This window comes from Lactobacillus juensis (assembly GCF_036246285.1).
GTDB classification, from domain to species: domain Bacteria; phylum Bacillota; class Bacilli; order Lactobacillales; family Lactobacillaceae; genus Lactobacillus; species Lactobacillus juensis.
The window spans coordinates 230204-245687 of sequence record NZ_BTTS01000003.1; the positions used below are offsets into that span (position 1 = coordinate 230204).

Sequence of the window (15484 nt, forward strand, 5' to 3'; positions counted from 1 at the left end):
AAATAATAATGAATTATACGCAGCTTTTTATTAAATTCGTATTAGGTGTGTTAACTTTAATTTTTCAAATAAATGTGTTTGGCAAGAGCAATATTGCTCCCACAACGGCTCTGGATCAACTGCAAAACTATGTTTTGGGTGGTATTATTGGAGGCGTTATTTATAATGCCAATATTTCCGTATTACAGTTTCTGCTGGTTTTGATTGTCTGGACTTTAGTGGTCTTTATCCTAAAATTTGCCAGAGAACACAGCAACTTTATCCGCAGCTTAATTGATGGTAAACCAATTCAGATAATTAAAGATGGTCAGGTTTTATCCCGCAATTGCTTGTCTGCTGGGCTTTCAGCAAATGAATTAATGTTTAAACTGCGCAGTCAAGGCATTTATTCAGTTGATAAAGTGAAGAACTGCATCTTTGAAAAGAATGGTCAGCTGACAGTTATTAAAAAGGATGAAAAAAATGTCCGTTTTCCTTTAATTAATGATGGTCAAATCAATGAAGATGTGCTTGAATCTATTAATAAGGACGATAAGTGGTTAGAAGAGCAAGTGAAGCAAGCTGGTTATAATGATGCCAGTGACATTTTCTTAGGTGAAATTGAAGATGGGAAGCTTTCATTTACAGGTTACAATCAAAAATAGAGAAGAGAATTAGATGCAAAATTTGAATAAGGCACGAGAATTAGTGCAAAATGCGGCAGTTGTAGTTGTTGTTGCTGGCAACGGCCTAGCTAAAATTGAAGGATTTGATCTGCTGGGTCAGCAAGATTTTGAGCAGAGTTTTCCCGGACTTGTTCAAAAGTATGGTGTTCACTCAGTCGGCTTTGCGCTTGATCAGCACATTTCCTCTTGGTCAGAAAAGTGGCAGTTATGGTCAAACCTTATTCAAAAATATTCCGTTGATTATCATCCTAGTCAGACTTTAAAACAACTTCTGCAGTTAATTGGACATAGACCATATTTCGTTGCTACCTCAACTTTTGGTCACTTTTTTGAAAATGCGGGCTTTAACACTAACCGTATTTTTAATGCTTTTGGCGATTGGACTAAAGCGCAATGTTCGAGTGGAATTAATCACGGACTGCGAAATTGCCAGAGTGTCATCCAAAAAATTGCTGGGAAAAAGCCGGATGAAGACATAGAAAAATTGGTGCCAAAATGCGAAGTATGTGGTCAACCATTGGAAATACACATGCCACTTAATGAGCATTTTTATCCAGATACTGAAGCTAACACTCGTTTCCGCTGGTTTTTAACCGGTAATGAAGATAAAAACACTGTTTTTTTGGAATTAGGAGTTGACGAAACGAGCCCACAATTACGGGAACCAATTGAACATTTGGTAGCAGAATTTCCGCAATGGTCCTATGTGGCGGCTGACTTTAAACAGGAAAATTTATTACCGGAAATTCAGGAACGCAGCGCCGGTACAAATGCGGATGCAGCAAGTTTAATCAATAGTTTAGTGACGGAGTAACTATTTTTTTATGAGTATTTATATAAAAAACGGCGTACTACATGTTTCTGGCGTCCAGGATAAGATTCGGGGCAAGGGTCAAGAATGGCCTGATTTTATTTCCGACTATACAATGCTTGATATTGAGACCACCGGCTTAAATCCTTATCGCGATCATGTGACCGAACTAGGTGCAGTTAAAGTCCGAGCCAACCAGGTAGTAGATGAGTTTGGTCAACTGGTTGTTTATCCGCGCTCAAATCATGTACCGCATTTTATCACTAAGTTAAATGGTATTACCGAAGAGATGCTTCTTAATGAAGGCAAGCCGATAAAAGAAGCAATGACGGCTTTTCGCACATTTATTGGTAGCGATATTATCATTGGCTATAACGTCAATTTCGATCTGAATTTTTTGTATGATTTGACCCAAAAATTTCATTTACCTAAGTTAAGTAACGATTATGTCGATGTATTGCGCTTAGCACGCGTTTATTATCCGCAGCAGCATAATCGTTTACTGGACTGTATTCAGCGTGCCGGGATTGCACAAGTAGAACAGCACCATGGCTTGGCAGACTCACTTGATACTAAAAAAGTTTATGATGACTTTCGCCAGCATTTTACGCCTGAACTATTGCAAGAAGCGCAAGGCAAACTGAAAAACATTGATTTGCTGGAGGAAGAACTGGAAGTCTGGAAATTAGGATTTCGTAATCCGGTTAATAATAAAAAGATTGCTTTTGCTCCTGAGATCGAAATGAACAGCGCTGAAGCTGCTCAAATGGTTAATAATATGAATGGGGTAGCCCAAACTGGTGTCAAAGCTGATACAGACTATTTAATCATGAGTGATGATGGCTTTTTTAGTAAAAATAATCCGGAAACATTGAAAGCAAAGGAATATAATCATGCTGGTAGCAAGATTAAGCGCTTGTCCGAAAGCTACTTTTTGAATATGCTGGATGAGTGGGCCAGAAGTTAAAATTAGAGGCAGGGCATTATCAACCTTGCTTTTTTATTGTTCCTGTTGCAAACAACAGTTCGATTAGCTATACTTAATTATTATTAAACAAGGAGCAATGTGAATGGCACGCAGGAGGAGCAGACGAAAAACTAAAACAACTAACGGAGATTTCTGGGCAATAGTTATTATTATCCTGTTCTTGTTGTGGTTTGTTTCTACCAAAGGTGGCTCAGACCCAAGCGGGCACCAAACAATGAACAGGATCACCCGCAGCGACCGGCAGAAAAGTAATAAAATTAGTAAGGCTAAACCCGCCAACAAGGTTTATGGTGGTCTGTCACATGAAGATTACCAAAAACTGGCTAATTTAAACTTTAAAAGTGGTGGTTCGTCTTACATAACAGTCAATAATGACCATTCAACTTTAATCAAAAATGCCTGGCGCGTTAACAGAGTTATTTATTCCGACTTAGATAGCTTAAATCGGACATCTCATTCTAATACGGCCTTTTTGCAAAAACGTAATGTTGCTAATGACAGTCTAAGGGTCCGTCAATTCGTTGAGCCGACTGGTTGGCATTATAACCGCCGCAATGGTACGCAAATTTATAATCGAGGACATCTGATAGCTTATTCAGTTTCTGCAGGCATTGATCTTGCAGGTGATTTTAATCCGCGCAATTTGTCGGGCGACCAAAATAACCCCAAAAATCTGTTCACACAGTCCGCTTTTTCCAATCAAAGAATTCAAACAATGTTTGAGAGTCGCGTTCGTGTGGCACTAAGACAGAATAAAAAAGTGATTTATCAAGCTACGCCTATTTTTCGGGGTACAGAATTAATGGCCCGGGGAATTAATTTACAAGCGGTGTCGACTGATGGTGAGCTTGATTTTAATGTCTATTTGTTTAACGTTCAACCTGGTTATTCCTTTAACTATAATAATGGCCGGGCCAAAGTTGATCATGAGATTTTTGTGAAAGATAATTACTAGTTTTTGACTAATGGCAAAAATAATATTAAAAAAATAGTCAAATGTTCGGATAAAAAATTAATTAATATATACAGAGATTAAAATAAGCGATAGTAAGATTTAATATCGTTTTTTTCTCTAAAGCAAAATTATAAAACAAGAACAATAAAACTATTTTTAAGTTCATAATTAGTGATTTGCTTAATAAATACGAATAATTAGTAAAAAAGCTTGCTTATGATAAGATAATTACGAATTTTAATGAAGCAAATTAGGTTGTGTTCTTAAACTTTTTAGCATAAAATTAAGAGAGTAAAAAAAGAAATAGAGATTATAGTGGTGCGAGTTAATGGATAACAATAAATTTGTTGAAGTGAAAAACCTGCGGAAAGTTTATGACAATGGTCATGAAGCAATTAAAAACGTTAGTTTTTCGGTTAAAAAAGGAGATTTAGTTTGCTTGCTGGGGCCTTCTGGTTGCGGCAAGACAACAATTTTAAATATATTGGCCGGCTTACTTAATCCAACGGAGGGCGATATTATCTTTAACGGTAAGTCGGTAGTAAAAGTTGCACCTAAGGATCGACATATCGGCTACGTTTTTCAAAATTATGCATTGTATCCTCATATGACAGTTTTGCAAAACGTCATGTTTCCTCTGATTGTAGGTGCTAACAAAAAGCCTAAAGCAGAAGCCCAAAAAATTGCCACTAAATACATGGAGTTGACCCAGATTACAGAACTGGCTGATCAAAAGCCGGGTAATTTGTCTGGTGGTCAGCAACAGCGGGTAGCAATTGCCCGTGCTTTGGTGCAAGAACCGCAAATTTTACTGATGGATGAACCTTTGAGTAATTTGGATGCCAGACTGCGTCTGAAGATTCGTGAAGAAATTCGTTCATTGGTTAAGTCTGTTGGCATAACTACTTTATTTGTTACTCATGATCAAGAAGAAGCCTTGTCTATTGGTGATAAAATCATCCTCTTTAATGATGGTGTTATCCAACAAGATGATTTAGGGCAAAACTTTTACTTGGAACCAAATAATTATTTTGTGGCCAACTTCGTTGGTAATCCGGTAATTGATAATTTTAAAGTAACAAAAACTGCAAATGAATTAAAGTCAAGCCAATTTACGATAGATCTCGCCGATCTGGAGCAGTCACGTTTTAAACGGGAAATACCAGACGGTGAGTATATCTTGTCTGTTCGACCCGAAAATATTGTTCCTGATCCTGATGGCCTGTTTGAGACTACGGTAGACGATATTGAACTAATTGGACGTGAACGTATTTTAAAATTTACATTTGATAATGAGCAAGTGCGTTCCCTAATTAATCTCGAAACTCCAATTAGAAGGGGCGATCAAGTTAAACTTAAAATGCGATTTAATCGGGTATTTCTATTTACCCCTGAAGGAGAGCGTGTTTACTGATGAAGACAAATCAAAAAAAGGCTTGGCTTTTTTTAGCGCCAACTATCATCTTTGTCACCTTGTTTAGTATTTACCCTATTTTGCGTGCATTTAGCATGAGTTTTCAGGGTGGTTCCTTAATTGACTTGCACTGGAATGGCTTTAGCAATTATCAGTATATTTTTAACGACCCAGAATTTTGGCTGGCCATTAAAAATACAGTGCTATATGCTGTTATTTCAGTACCTGTGGGTCTAGCAATTTCAATCATGCTGGCATGGATTATTTTTGACAAGATTAAGCATAAGTCCTTCTTTGAAACCACCTTTTTTATGCCTTATGTTACCTCGACAATTGCCATCGGGATTGTCTTTCGTTATATCTTTAACGGTGATTACGGCATGTTAAACTTCGTGCTCAGGTGTCTGCATTTACCGGCTCCTGACTGGATTGACGATCCGGCAATGTCATTAACTACGATTATTATCTTCGGAATATGGTCATCTTTAGCATTTAATATTGTCATATTAATGGGCGCGCTGCGTAATATTGATCCTAATTTTTATACCATTGCTGACATGTTTGGAGCAAGTGGTCGCGATAAATTTTGGCGAATTACGATTCCGCAATTGGTACCAACTATTGCCTTTTTACTAACAATGAATGTGATCGGGGCTTTTAAAATTTATACCTCGGTTTATGCACTTTTCAACGGGCAAGCCGGAGTAGGCAATTCAGGAACAACTGCGGTGTTCTACATTTACAATAAGTTCCAAATTGTCGGTACTCCCGGTGTTGCCATGGCGGCAACCGTAATTTTGTTCCTGATTATTTTATTTGCGACGTTCTTGCAACGGAAAATGATGAAGAAGATAGGAGAAAATTAAATGAAACGAATTCGTTTAGGAGTCTTATTCAGTTACATTATCTTATTTATCTTTGCCGTTATCACTGTTTTTCCATTCATTTATATGATTTTAGGCGGCTTAATGAGTTTCCAGGAAACCACTTCGATTCCGCCGACACTAATTCCCCACCATTTTGAGTGGTCTAACTATGCCAAAGTATTCGCTCGTGCGCCTTTTGGGCGCTACTTCTTCAACACGGTTTTAACAGCTAGCGTCACCACGATTGTCAGTCTGTTTAACTCACTACTTGGTGCTTTTGCCATGGTCAACTTGCGTTTTAAGGGTAAAGGCTTAATCCAAATGGTGCTTTTGTCATTATTAATGGTACCTGGTGAAGCAATTATTTTTACTAACTACAATACGATTGCACATATGGGCCTGCTTAATACTTATGTGGGGCTGGTTTTGCCTTTTTTGACTTCAATCTTCTACATGTATTATTTACAAAGTTATTTCGGTTCAATCTCAGATACGATATACAAAGCAGCTATGATCGATGGTGCCAGTGATTGGGACTACATTTGGAAAATCTTAGTGCCAATGTCAAAAGGTGGCTTGTTTACAGTTGGTCTTTTAAGTTTCATCTCTGGCTGGAATTCATTTCTCTGGCCATTACTGGTTACAAATGAAGATACCATGCGTTTGCTGAATAATGGTTTGTCTGCCTTTGCCTCTGATGCAGGTAGTGAAACGCAATTGCAACTGGCTGCTGCGACCCTAACTGTCTTGCCGATTTTAATTTTGTACTTAATCTTTAGAAAACAGATTATCAAGGGGGTGGTGCGCAATGACCTTAAAGGCTAAAACCACCATCACCTTTTACAACGGCTTAAATACCATTGGCGGACCGATGATTGAGGTGGCATATCACAAATCGCACGTTTTGTTTGATTTGGGTGAAGTTTATCGACCTGAGCTCAATTTGCCTGATGAAAAGTATCAAACTTTAGTCGAAAACCAGCTAATTGGGGATGTACCAAACTTTTATGATCCCGAATTAACTGGCCAGCCAATTGATCATGAGCGGTGGGAGCATGCTGCAGCCTATATGTCTCATCTTCACCTTGATCACAGTAAGGCCATGAATTTCCTGGCCCCAGAAATACCTTTGTATGCAGGGCCAATAACAGCTAAGCTGCTGCCTGCTTTAAATGAAAAAGGAGACTTTTTGCTACCTGCTGCCGGACATGAAACGAACTATACCCGCCCAATTATTGCAGCCGAGTATCAAAAACCAATAAAAGTAGGCGATATCACGATGACAGTGTGGCCCAGTGACCACGATGCTTATGGTGCAACTGGCCTGATAGTTAAAACACCAAATTTGGCAGTTGCCTATACCGGTGATATTCGTCTGCACGGTTATCATCCTGACTGGGTTAAAAAATTCCTGACAGCAGCTAAAGACTGTGATGTTTTAATTACTGAAGCAACCGGCTTTTCTTGGCCGGAAGAAAAGCATGAGGAAAATAGCGCAGAATTTACCGGTCCAAAAAATGAAAATGAATTGACTGCTAAATTTGTGCAACTGCAAGAGCAAAATCCTAAGCGACAAATCACTTTTAACACATATCCGACCAATGTTGAGCGGCTATTGCGTGTTATTTCTGATTCGCCACGCTGTGTGATTTTGCATGCTGCAAGAGCTCACTTGCTCAAAGAAAGCATTAATCAGGATTTTCCTTATTATTACTTGCCAGGGGAGCAAAAATTCGCTGATCTAAAGCCAGAACTGGCAGTTTCTTATGAAGAGCTGTTAAATGATGATCACGAATTCCTTTGGCAGGCAGTTGCTGATTTCGACCACTTGCAAAAAGGTGGTTTGTATCTTCACTCTAATGCAGAGCCATTAGGAGATTTTGACCCAGCCTACAAGCCTTTTATGCAAAGGCTTGCTGAGCAAAATATTGAAGTTCAGGCGTTGCGTTGTTCTGGTCACGCTGACGAGCAAGAACTAAAACAAATTATTGCTTGGGTTCAACCACCAACACTAATTCCCGTGCACACATTGCATCCGGAGCTGGTGGAAAACCCTTATGGAAACAGGATTTTACCAAAGCGCAATCAAACAATTGCGTTTTGATTAATCAAAAAATGTTGTTTAGTTTTTATATTTGGGAGGTTTAACCAAATGAAGTTTAGTAAAAAGTTGGCCGCTGCCTTTGCAGTTGGCTTAACTCTTGTTGGTACTGCAGCTTGTTCAAATGGCGGAAGCAATTCTAATTCTTCCTCATCTTCAAGTTCAGAAAAAATTGCTAAAGTCAAAAAGACAACTAATATTGTCTTTTGGCATGGTATGACAGGTGTGCAACAATCTACTTTAAAGAAGTTGACACAGGAATTTGAAAGTAAAAATCCTAAGATCAAGGTTAAGTTGGAAAATCAGGGAGCTTATAACGACTTACAAGCTAAAATCAATTCCACTTTGCAGTCGCCTAATAACTTACCGACCATTACTCAAGCATATCCTGACTGGCTCTTTAATGCAGCGAAGAAAGATATGCTGGTTGACTTAGCACCTTACATTAATAATAAAGATGTTGGTTGGGGCAGCAGCAAGGCTTCTAATATCAAGTCTGCACTTCTCGATGGCGCTAAGATTAATGGTAAACAATACGGCATTCCTTTTAACAAATCAATTGAAGTTTTGACTTATAATGCAGATTTATTAAAGAAATACGGTATTAAAAAAGCACCTGCAACAATGGATGAACTGAAGAAAGATTCACAAATCATTTATAAAAAGAGTAATCATAAAGTTGTAGGTGCCGGTTTTGACTCATTATCAAACTACTACACTTTAGGCATGAAGAATGAAGGCGTTGACTTCTCAAGTAAAATTGACTTTGCCGGCGACACTTCAAAAAAGGTTATTAATTTTTACGCAGATGGAATCAAAGATGGTTACTTCAGAGTAGCTGGTTCAGAACACTATCTGTCTGGTCCATTTGCTAACCAAAAGGTAGCAATGTACATTGGTACTTCTGCTGGTGAAGGCTTTGTTAAACAAGGTGTAGGCAATAAGTTTACTTATGATGTTGCTCCTCGTCCTGGTAAATACACCATGTCACAAGGTACTGACATTTACATGTTTAAGCATGCTTCAGCTGATCAAAAATCCGCTGCATTTACTTACATCAAGTTCTTAACTTCAAAAGCTAGTCAACTTACATGGGCAAATGCCACCGGTTATGTTCCAGTCAATCAAGCAGCTGCTGATTCAGCTGAGTACAAGGATACCAAGAAGCTGAAATTGCCAGCTAAACTTGAAGATGCAATGGCAAACCTTTACAGTGTCCCAATTATTAAGGATGCCGGTGCTGCGTATGGTAGCTTAAATCCAATTATGCAAAACATTTTAGCTGCTGCACAAAAGAAGCAAAATGTTGACAATGCAATTAAAACAGGTAAAACAAAATTTGATGCTGCTTGGAAACAATAAAAACTAAATAGCAATTTTTATCATAGAGCTTGTCTTAGTAGGCAAGCTCTTTTTGGTTTTACCATTGCGTTTTTGAGAAATTAATGGCTTGCACAATATATTTGTTTACTAATTGAATTTCTCTTTTTTTATCAGAATTTGCGGGATAAAGGATGCCATATGATAATTTTTGCTTAGATTTTAATGGCACGTAACGCAAGTCAACATCATTCTTGTCGTATAAAATGCTGGGTACAATTCCTAGCCCCATTTTTGCTCGCACATAAGCAATTATTACCGATGAGTCGATTTCTTCTTTATAATCAATATCAAAATTTTTGCTTTCTATAGTAAATTTGAGGCTTTCAATTCCAGGGAAATTGTCATTTCCATTCCATAAATAAATATTTCTACCAATTAAATCAGAAAAATCAATGTTATTTTTGGTAAATAAATTATCATCTTGAGGTATGACAACGGAAAAACCTTTTTTCAATATTTCTAAATAACGTGTATCCCTTTTTTCTTTGATTATGTCTTTCTGCATAATCATAAGGTCAATTGTCCCATCACTAATTAGTTTATTAAAGTTTTGTTCTTGTCCAGGATCTATGAAAACAGGTACTAATTCTATTTTGGTCATGGTATTAGTTAGTCTAAGAGCTAAGGGGAGCCACTTTCTTTCAAAAGGCAAATCTGTATATCCCATTTTTATTTTTATTCTGGGAATGTTTTTGTTTTTCCGTAAATTTTGAATAGTATCAGTAATTTCATTAACAGATAAAGTCATTTGGTTGTAAAAAATTTTTCCTTTTCCTGTTAATGATATTTTATGATAGTTTCTTTCGAATAATTTAATTTGTATTTCTTTTTCTAAATTATTGATATTCTTAGAAACAGTTGATTGAGATAAATACATATTATTAGCAGTCTTAGTAAAATTAAGCGTCTTTGCTAAGGATAAAAAACATTTTATTTGCGTAGAATTCATAATATACAATTCCTATTTGTCATAGTGGTATTCGGCTTTTAGTTAATCATACTTCTATCAATACTGTAATATCAAATAAAGTTGGAAAGGAAAAATTGAGGTGATTAATGACTGTTGCAATAAGTGTTATGCGGCTTTTTAGAAATAAATTAGAGAGGAAGATTTTGAATGAAAAAACTAGAATATGAGGTTATTGTAGTTGGAGCAAGTAATGCAGGTGGAATGGCGGCGGCAGCTGCTGCTGAAAATGGTGCTGATGTTTTAGTAATTGACAAAATGGGAAGTGCAGGATATCTCTATAGAGAAACAATTGCTGCTATCCATAGTAAGGCACAAAAAAAGTCAGGCGTAGAAGTTGATCGCAATGAACTAGTTAATTTTATTTCTACTTTTAATCAGGGGAATGTGGATCAAAATTTATTGAATACATGGGCTGACAACAGTTCAGAGATGGTTGATTGGTTAGATGATGAAATATTGCGCCCTAACGGAGCATATATTAAAGCAACTCCTGATGCTCATTATGAAACGGAGCGTAATCGAGCATTTCCAACTGGGAATGAAGTAACAGCTCCAGATGGCAAATATTGGCAAATGGGCTATGGCAAATGGGTCATAAAAAAGGCTGAAGAATATGGTGCCGAATTTTCATGGAAAACAAAATTAGAAAAACTTGTTGAAAAATCCGGACGAGTAACCGGTGTTATTGTTAAAGATATGGCTACAAGTAAAACGACCCTTGTAAAAGCAACTAAAGGTGTAATTTTATGTACAGGTGGTTATGGCTCCAATAAAGCCTTAATGCAAAAATGGAATCCGGTAGGTTTGAAAACTAATGTTTATACTGACAGTCAAAGGGATGATGGTTCTGGCTTAGTAGCTGCTTTGGAAATTGGCGCAGCCAAAGATGAAGAACCTGCTTCAATTGTTTTCAATAGGGGAGTGGTTCCAGTAGGGACTAACGCTGAAGACTTTTACGAAGTTGATTTAACTCCTCCAGATGATCCAGGATACTTATGGCTTGGATCATACCCAATGCTTAAAGTTAATCTCAATGGCGAACGGTTTTTCAATGAAAGTGCTCCTTACCAATTTCAAATGACTGCTTCTTCTAAACAACCGGGTTATCTGAGTGCGATGATTTGGACAGAAGAATCAATGACCGATAGCAACTTGAAAAAGTACCATACTTTAGGTTGCTCTCGCTTGGGTTTTCCTGGTATTTACAATGGGGCAGAAGCTCGTGAAGAAGTTCAGGATCGCTTAAAAGAAGGATTAGTTCAGAAAGCGGACTCTGTTGCTGAATTGGCTGAAAAACTGAGTCTGCCGAAAGCGAATTTGGAAAAAACAGTTGCAAGATACAATGATCTAGTAGCTAAAGGTAAGGATACTGACTTTGGTAAAGAAAAAGATCGTCTTATTTCTGTTGATCATGCACCTTATTATGGTGCTATTATAGGTGGTCGTTTACTTGCTACGCTGGACGGATTGAAGATTAATAGTAAGATGCAGGTTATTAATAAGCAAGGTGACGTTATACCGGGATTGTATGCTGCCGGAAATTGCTCTGGCGGATTTTTCTGGGGAATATATCCCGATCATGTACCAGGATTGACGGCTAGTCATGCATTGACATTTGGTCGTTTAGCTGGAAAGTATATTTCTAAATAACAAATTTTACTACTAAGTCTGCCTTTTTAAGGCAGACTGTTTTTATATTTAAAATGGAACAAAATAAAGACTTTATGAAAAATGTTCGGAATAAAGCGAACTATAAAATCAAATAAAGTAAAATATACAAATAAAGCCGAATTTTTGTATCTAAATTTGTTGTAATCTTACATTATTTGCTATACAATAAATGAGTATTAATGCTCAAACTATCACTATTGAGCACTTAAAAAATTTTGGAGGAAAAAAGATATCATGAATTTCGGTAAAAAGCTGGCAGCTGTTGCGGCAGCCGGCTTGGCATTAATTGGAACTGCAGCTTGTTCAAAAAGTGGCAGTTCATCATCCTCAAGTTCTAAAATACCAAAAGTAACTCAAAAAACTACAGTTGTTTTTTGGCATGGGATGCAGGGCTCTCAGGAAAAAACACTGAAAAGTTTAGCTCAGGATTTTGAAAATAAAAACCCTAAAATAAAAATCAAGCTTGAACAACAAGGTGATTATGATAACTTGCAATCAAAAATAACTTCGACTCTGCAATCACCTAAAAATTTACCAACAATCACTCAGGCTTACCCGGGTTGGCTTGAAAGTGCTGCTAAAAATAAGATGTTGGTTGACCTTAAACCATACATTAATGATAAAAATGTAGGTTGGGGCAGTGCCTCAGCATCTGGTATTAAGGAAGACATGCTAAATGGTGCGCAAATTAAGGGCACCCAATACGGTATTCCTTTTAACAAGTCAATTGAAGTTTTAATTTATAACCCAAAGATGTTTAAGGAATATGGCATTACCAAAGTTCCTGCAACAATGGCCGAGGTTAAGAAGGCTGCACAGACTATTTATCAAAAGAGCAATCATCAAGTAGTTGGTGCCGGTTTTGATGATCTTGATAACTACTACGTTTTGGGTATGAAGAACCAGGGTGAAAATTTCTCCAGTAAAATTGACTTTACTGGTGCTAAATCCAGAAAGTTGCTCAATTACTTTATCGACGGGGAAAAAGCGGGTTACTTTAGAATGCCAGGTTCTGATAAATACTTGTACATTCCGTTTACTAACAAAAAATTGGCAATGTTTGTTACATCTTCATCAACTGAAACATGGATCAAACAGGCAGCTAAGAAAGGCTTCAATTATGAAGTGGCAGCTCGGCCAAGCAAATATACAATGTCACAGGGAACCGACATTTATATGTTCAGCCATGCAAGTGCGATGCAGAAAGCTGCTGCTTTCAAATTTATGAAATATCTTTCTTCTAAAGATAGTCAAATTAAGTGGGCTAAAGAAACCGGCTATATTCCGGTTAGTGACAGTGCCACAAAGTCTGATGAATATAAGTCGAATAAAGACTTTAAACTGCCTGCCAAATTGGAAGACATTCTTAATGCCAACTCACTTTACAGTGTTCCTGTAATTAAGGACTCTAGTGCTACATTTAGTCAATTAACCCCAATTATGCAGTCAATATTATCTGCCGCACAAAAGAACCGTAATGTTGAAAAAGCCATTACAACAGGTAAAAATAAATTTGATGCAGCTTGGAAACAATAGAAAAGTGATAAAAAATTTAAAAAACAGGCTTGGGCCTGTTTTTTTATTTGTCGTTTTTCTCTTCAATGTTAAGATAATAATGGCATAACAAAGCTGGTGGCAGCACTAGCTAAATATAGTGGCCAGGGGTGAAAACGTGATCAAAGAACAAAAGTTTCCGGTGGAAACTAATTATAAATGGTATGATATCAGCAATTTGAGTGAAGAAGATAGTAATAAACTGCAAATAGACTTTCATTTTACTCCTGACATGATTACTTATATTTCAGACCGACATGAACGACCCCACTATGATTATGATACGCATACACATATCAACTTGCTAGTTTATGATGTGCCTATTTGGCCTACTAAAACTATCAAACATTTTACGGCTCACCCAGTAACTTTTTTAATATCGGGGGAAAACATTTTTACTTTTCATACTCAATCGACCAGTTATGTATTTGATGAGTTTAATGACACGGCTACAAGACGAGAACTATCCCTGGCGCAAGATGTTACTGAATTATTAATGAAGTTTTTACTGTATTCTTCACAGTATTTTCAACGAGCTGTTACTCAGCTTGATGCAGAACGCAATAGTTTAGACCAAAAGCTTTCCGGTGACATTAATAACAAGGACTTAGTTGAACTGTCAAATATTGAAAAAAGTCTGGTGTATTTGTCTAGCTCAATACAAACTAACCTAATGATGCTGCACAGTTTAAAAATGTCTCAGTTGAACTTCACAAAGCCTGGACGTGAACGACTGGATGATGTTTTAATTGAGTCAAATCAATCTGCAGAAATGGTGAAAATTTCGCAACAGGTAACTCAAACTTTATCTGCAACCTCTAATAACATGATGAACAATAACCTGAATGATACGATGAAGTTCCTTACAGTCTGGTCTTTGGTTTTAACCATTCCCACAATTTTAACCGGCTTTTATGGTATGAACGTCAGCCTTCCGGTTGGCCACAGCTCGTCTGACTGGATTGCTATCATAGTGGTGACAGTCTTTTTAATGGTTTGGTTGATTGTTTTAATGAAACGACATCATTTCTTTTAAACTGAGGCAAATAAATGAAAAATAAAGTTTTGATAGGCTCATTAATCACAGCACTTATTGCTTTTATGCTATATTCTGTCAATCTTAAAAAAGTAGAGAACAGCAGCCTGAAAATTGTGGGTCAAGGACAGGAACAAGTTGTCAAAAATAAAAAAGGAAAAAACTCTGCCCGTGAACCAAAAGTTGCGACCGTGGAATATCCCAATCACATTAAAATTGCTTCTGGCAGTGAGCAAAAATGGGCGGAAAAAATTGTACAGGTGATGGGGAAGGATCAGAGCTATCAAGTTTGTGTTCAAGACCTGAATAACAATAAATATGCGCGTGTTTCTAATACCAGTCAACGACACGGAGTAAATACTAGTAGTCGTTTATTTCTACTTATTGCTTTAACTTACCAAGAACAACATGGGAAGTCTGTTTCCAGAAAAGCAATCAAGATCAAAAAAGCAGATCACGTTAAAGGTGAAAAGGTGCTTCAAAAAGGAATTGCGTATAATGCAGCTTATTTGAAACAGCTGATGATGCAAGGTGACAAGACTGCGGCCAATGCTCTGCTGCGCACAGTTAAGCCCACTACCGTTAACTCTATTATTAAGAAAACTGGGGTCCATGATACTACAATTAAAGGTAAGTTTTCAGCCAAACCAGCAGCTTTAACCACAGCAAACGATTTGAACAAAATTATGGTGAGTCTCTACCATGATCAAATTTTAAGCAGACAATATTCTAATCAAGTTTTAGGAGCACTAAGTTCTGTCAAGACCAAACCCAAAATTGTTCGTAATACTAAAGGCCTGATATATGGCATTGGTGATGCTAAAGCCAATGTTGCACTTATCCAGTCTAATGGTAATGCCTATTGCGTCAGCGTCTGGAGTAATAATGACCATGATTTTGTTAAACTAGGTAAGGCAGTCAACAGCTTTTTTAAATAACATTTTTGACGTATGCTTTAACAAATCTTAAATTTTAAGCCCTAATAAAAAGTCACTTTGAGGGCTTTTTTATTAATTTAAAATAATTTACAGCATGTAGATTGTATTCTTCATATTGTAGTGCTATATTAT

At 37.1% G+C, this 15484-nt stretch carries 14 protein-coding genes; 13 read left to right on the top strand and 1 reads right to left on the bottom strand.

The window, feature by feature from the left end; all coding sequences use genetic code 11:
* Positions 1 to 8: 8 nt before the first annotated feature.
* The 9 genes from AAA926_RS08945 to AAA926_RS08985 all read left to right on the top strand — a co-directional run bounded on the left by AAA926_RS08945 (position 9) and on the right by AAA926_RS08985 (position 9162).
* Positions 9 to 644 carry a DUF421 domain-containing protein gene (locus AAA926_RS08945; RefSeq protein WP_338212338.1) on the top strand — a complete coding sequence of 212 codons (636 nt, stop codon included), beginning with the start codon at positions 9 to 11 and terminating at the stop codon, positions 642 to 644.
* 13 nt (positions 645 to 657) lie between these two features.
* A complete protein-coding gene (locus AAA926_RS08950) occupies positions 658 to 1479 on the top strand; it encodes a Sir2 family NAD-dependent protein deacetylase (RefSeq protein ID WP_338212339.1) in 822 nt (273 codons plus the stop codon).
* Between the two features lie 10 nt (positions 1480 to 1489).
* Entirely contained in the window at positions 1490 to 2443 is a 954-nt protein-coding gene (locus AAA926_RS08955; RefSeq protein WP_338212340.1) for an exonuclease domain-containing protein, read from the top strand.
* A gap of 103 nt (positions 2444 to 2546) precedes the next feature.
* Positions 2547 to 3419 carry a DNA/RNA non-specific endonuclease gene (locus AAA926_RS08960; RefSeq protein WP_198180455.1) on the top strand — a complete coding sequence of 291 codons (873 nt, stop codon included), beginning with the start codon at positions 2547 to 2549 and terminating at the stop codon, positions 3417 to 3419.
* A 328-nt stretch (positions 3420 to 3747) separates the two neighbouring features.
* The gene (locus AAA926_RS08965) at positions 3748 to 4833 is read left to right on the top strand and encodes an ABC transporter ATP-binding protein (RefSeq protein ID WP_198180456.1); all 1086 of its coding nucleotides are present in this window, start codon (positions 3748 to 3750) and stop codon (positions 4831 to 4833) included.
* A complete protein-coding gene (locus AAA926_RS08970) occupies positions 4833 to 5699 on the top strand; it encodes a carbohydrate ABC transporter permease (protein WP_198180457.1) in 867 nt (288 codons plus the stop codon). The genes AAA926_RS08965 and AAA926_RS08970 overlap by 1 nt, the downstream gene beginning before the upstream one ends.
* A complete protein-coding gene (locus AAA926_RS08975) occupies positions 5700 to 6524 on the top strand; it encodes a carbohydrate ABC transporter permease (protein WP_198180458.1) in 825 nt (274 codons plus the stop codon).
* Entirely contained in the window at positions 6508 to 7803 is a 1296-nt protein-coding gene (locus AAA926_RS08980) for an MBL fold metallo-hydrolase (RefSeq protein ID WP_338212341.1), read from the top strand. The genes AAA926_RS08975 and AAA926_RS08980 overlap by 17 nt, the downstream gene beginning before the upstream one ends.
* A gap of 48 nt (positions 7804 to 7851) precedes the next feature.
* Positions 7852 to 9162: an extracellular solute-binding protein gene (locus AAA926_RS08985; protein ID WP_338212342.1), complete on the top strand. Its 1311-nt coding sequence runs from the start codon at positions 7852 to 7854 to the stop codon at positions 9160 to 9162.
* 58 nt (positions 9163 to 9220) lie between these two features.
* On the opposite strand, the gene AAA926_RS08990 is transcribed toward AAA926_RS08985, so the two are convergent.
* Positions 9221 to 10132 carry a LysR family transcriptional regulator gene (locus tag AAA926_RS08990; protein ID WP_198180469.1) on the bottom strand — a complete coding sequence of 304 codons (912 nt, stop codon included), beginning with the start codon at positions 10130 to 10132 and terminating at the stop codon, positions 9221 to 9223.
* Positions 10133 to 10300: 168 nt separating this feature from the next.
* Between AAA926_RS08990 and AAA926_RS08995 the strand changes: the two genes are divergently transcribed.
* The 4 genes from AAA926_RS08995 (at position 10301) to AAA926_RS09010 (ending at position 15352) form a co-directional block, all read left to right on the top strand.
* Positions 10301 to 11803, top strand: a complete 1503-nt coding sequence (locus AAA926_RS08995) for an FAD-dependent oxidoreductase (RefSeq protein ID WP_198180471.1) — start codon at positions 10301 to 10303, stop codon at positions 11801 to 11803.
* A gap of 255 nt (positions 11804 to 12058) precedes the next feature.
* Positions 12059 to 13360, top strand: a complete 1302-nt coding sequence (locus AAA926_RS09000) for an extracellular solute-binding protein (protein ID WP_198180473.1) — start codon at positions 12059 to 12061, stop codon at positions 13358 to 13360.
* A 136-nt stretch (positions 13361 to 13496) separates the two neighbouring features.
* A complete protein-coding gene (locus AAA926_RS09005) occupies positions 13497 to 14414 on the top strand; it encodes a magnesium transporter CorA family protein (RefSeq protein ID WP_046331619.1) in 918 nt (305 codons plus the stop codon).
* 14 nt (positions 14415 to 14428) lie between these two features.
* Positions 14429 to 15352, top strand: a complete 924-nt coding sequence (locus AAA926_RS09010; protein ID WP_198180477.1) for a serine hydrolase — start codon at positions 14429 to 14431, stop codon at positions 15350 to 15352.
* Positions 15353 to 15484: the final 132 nt, after the last annotated feature.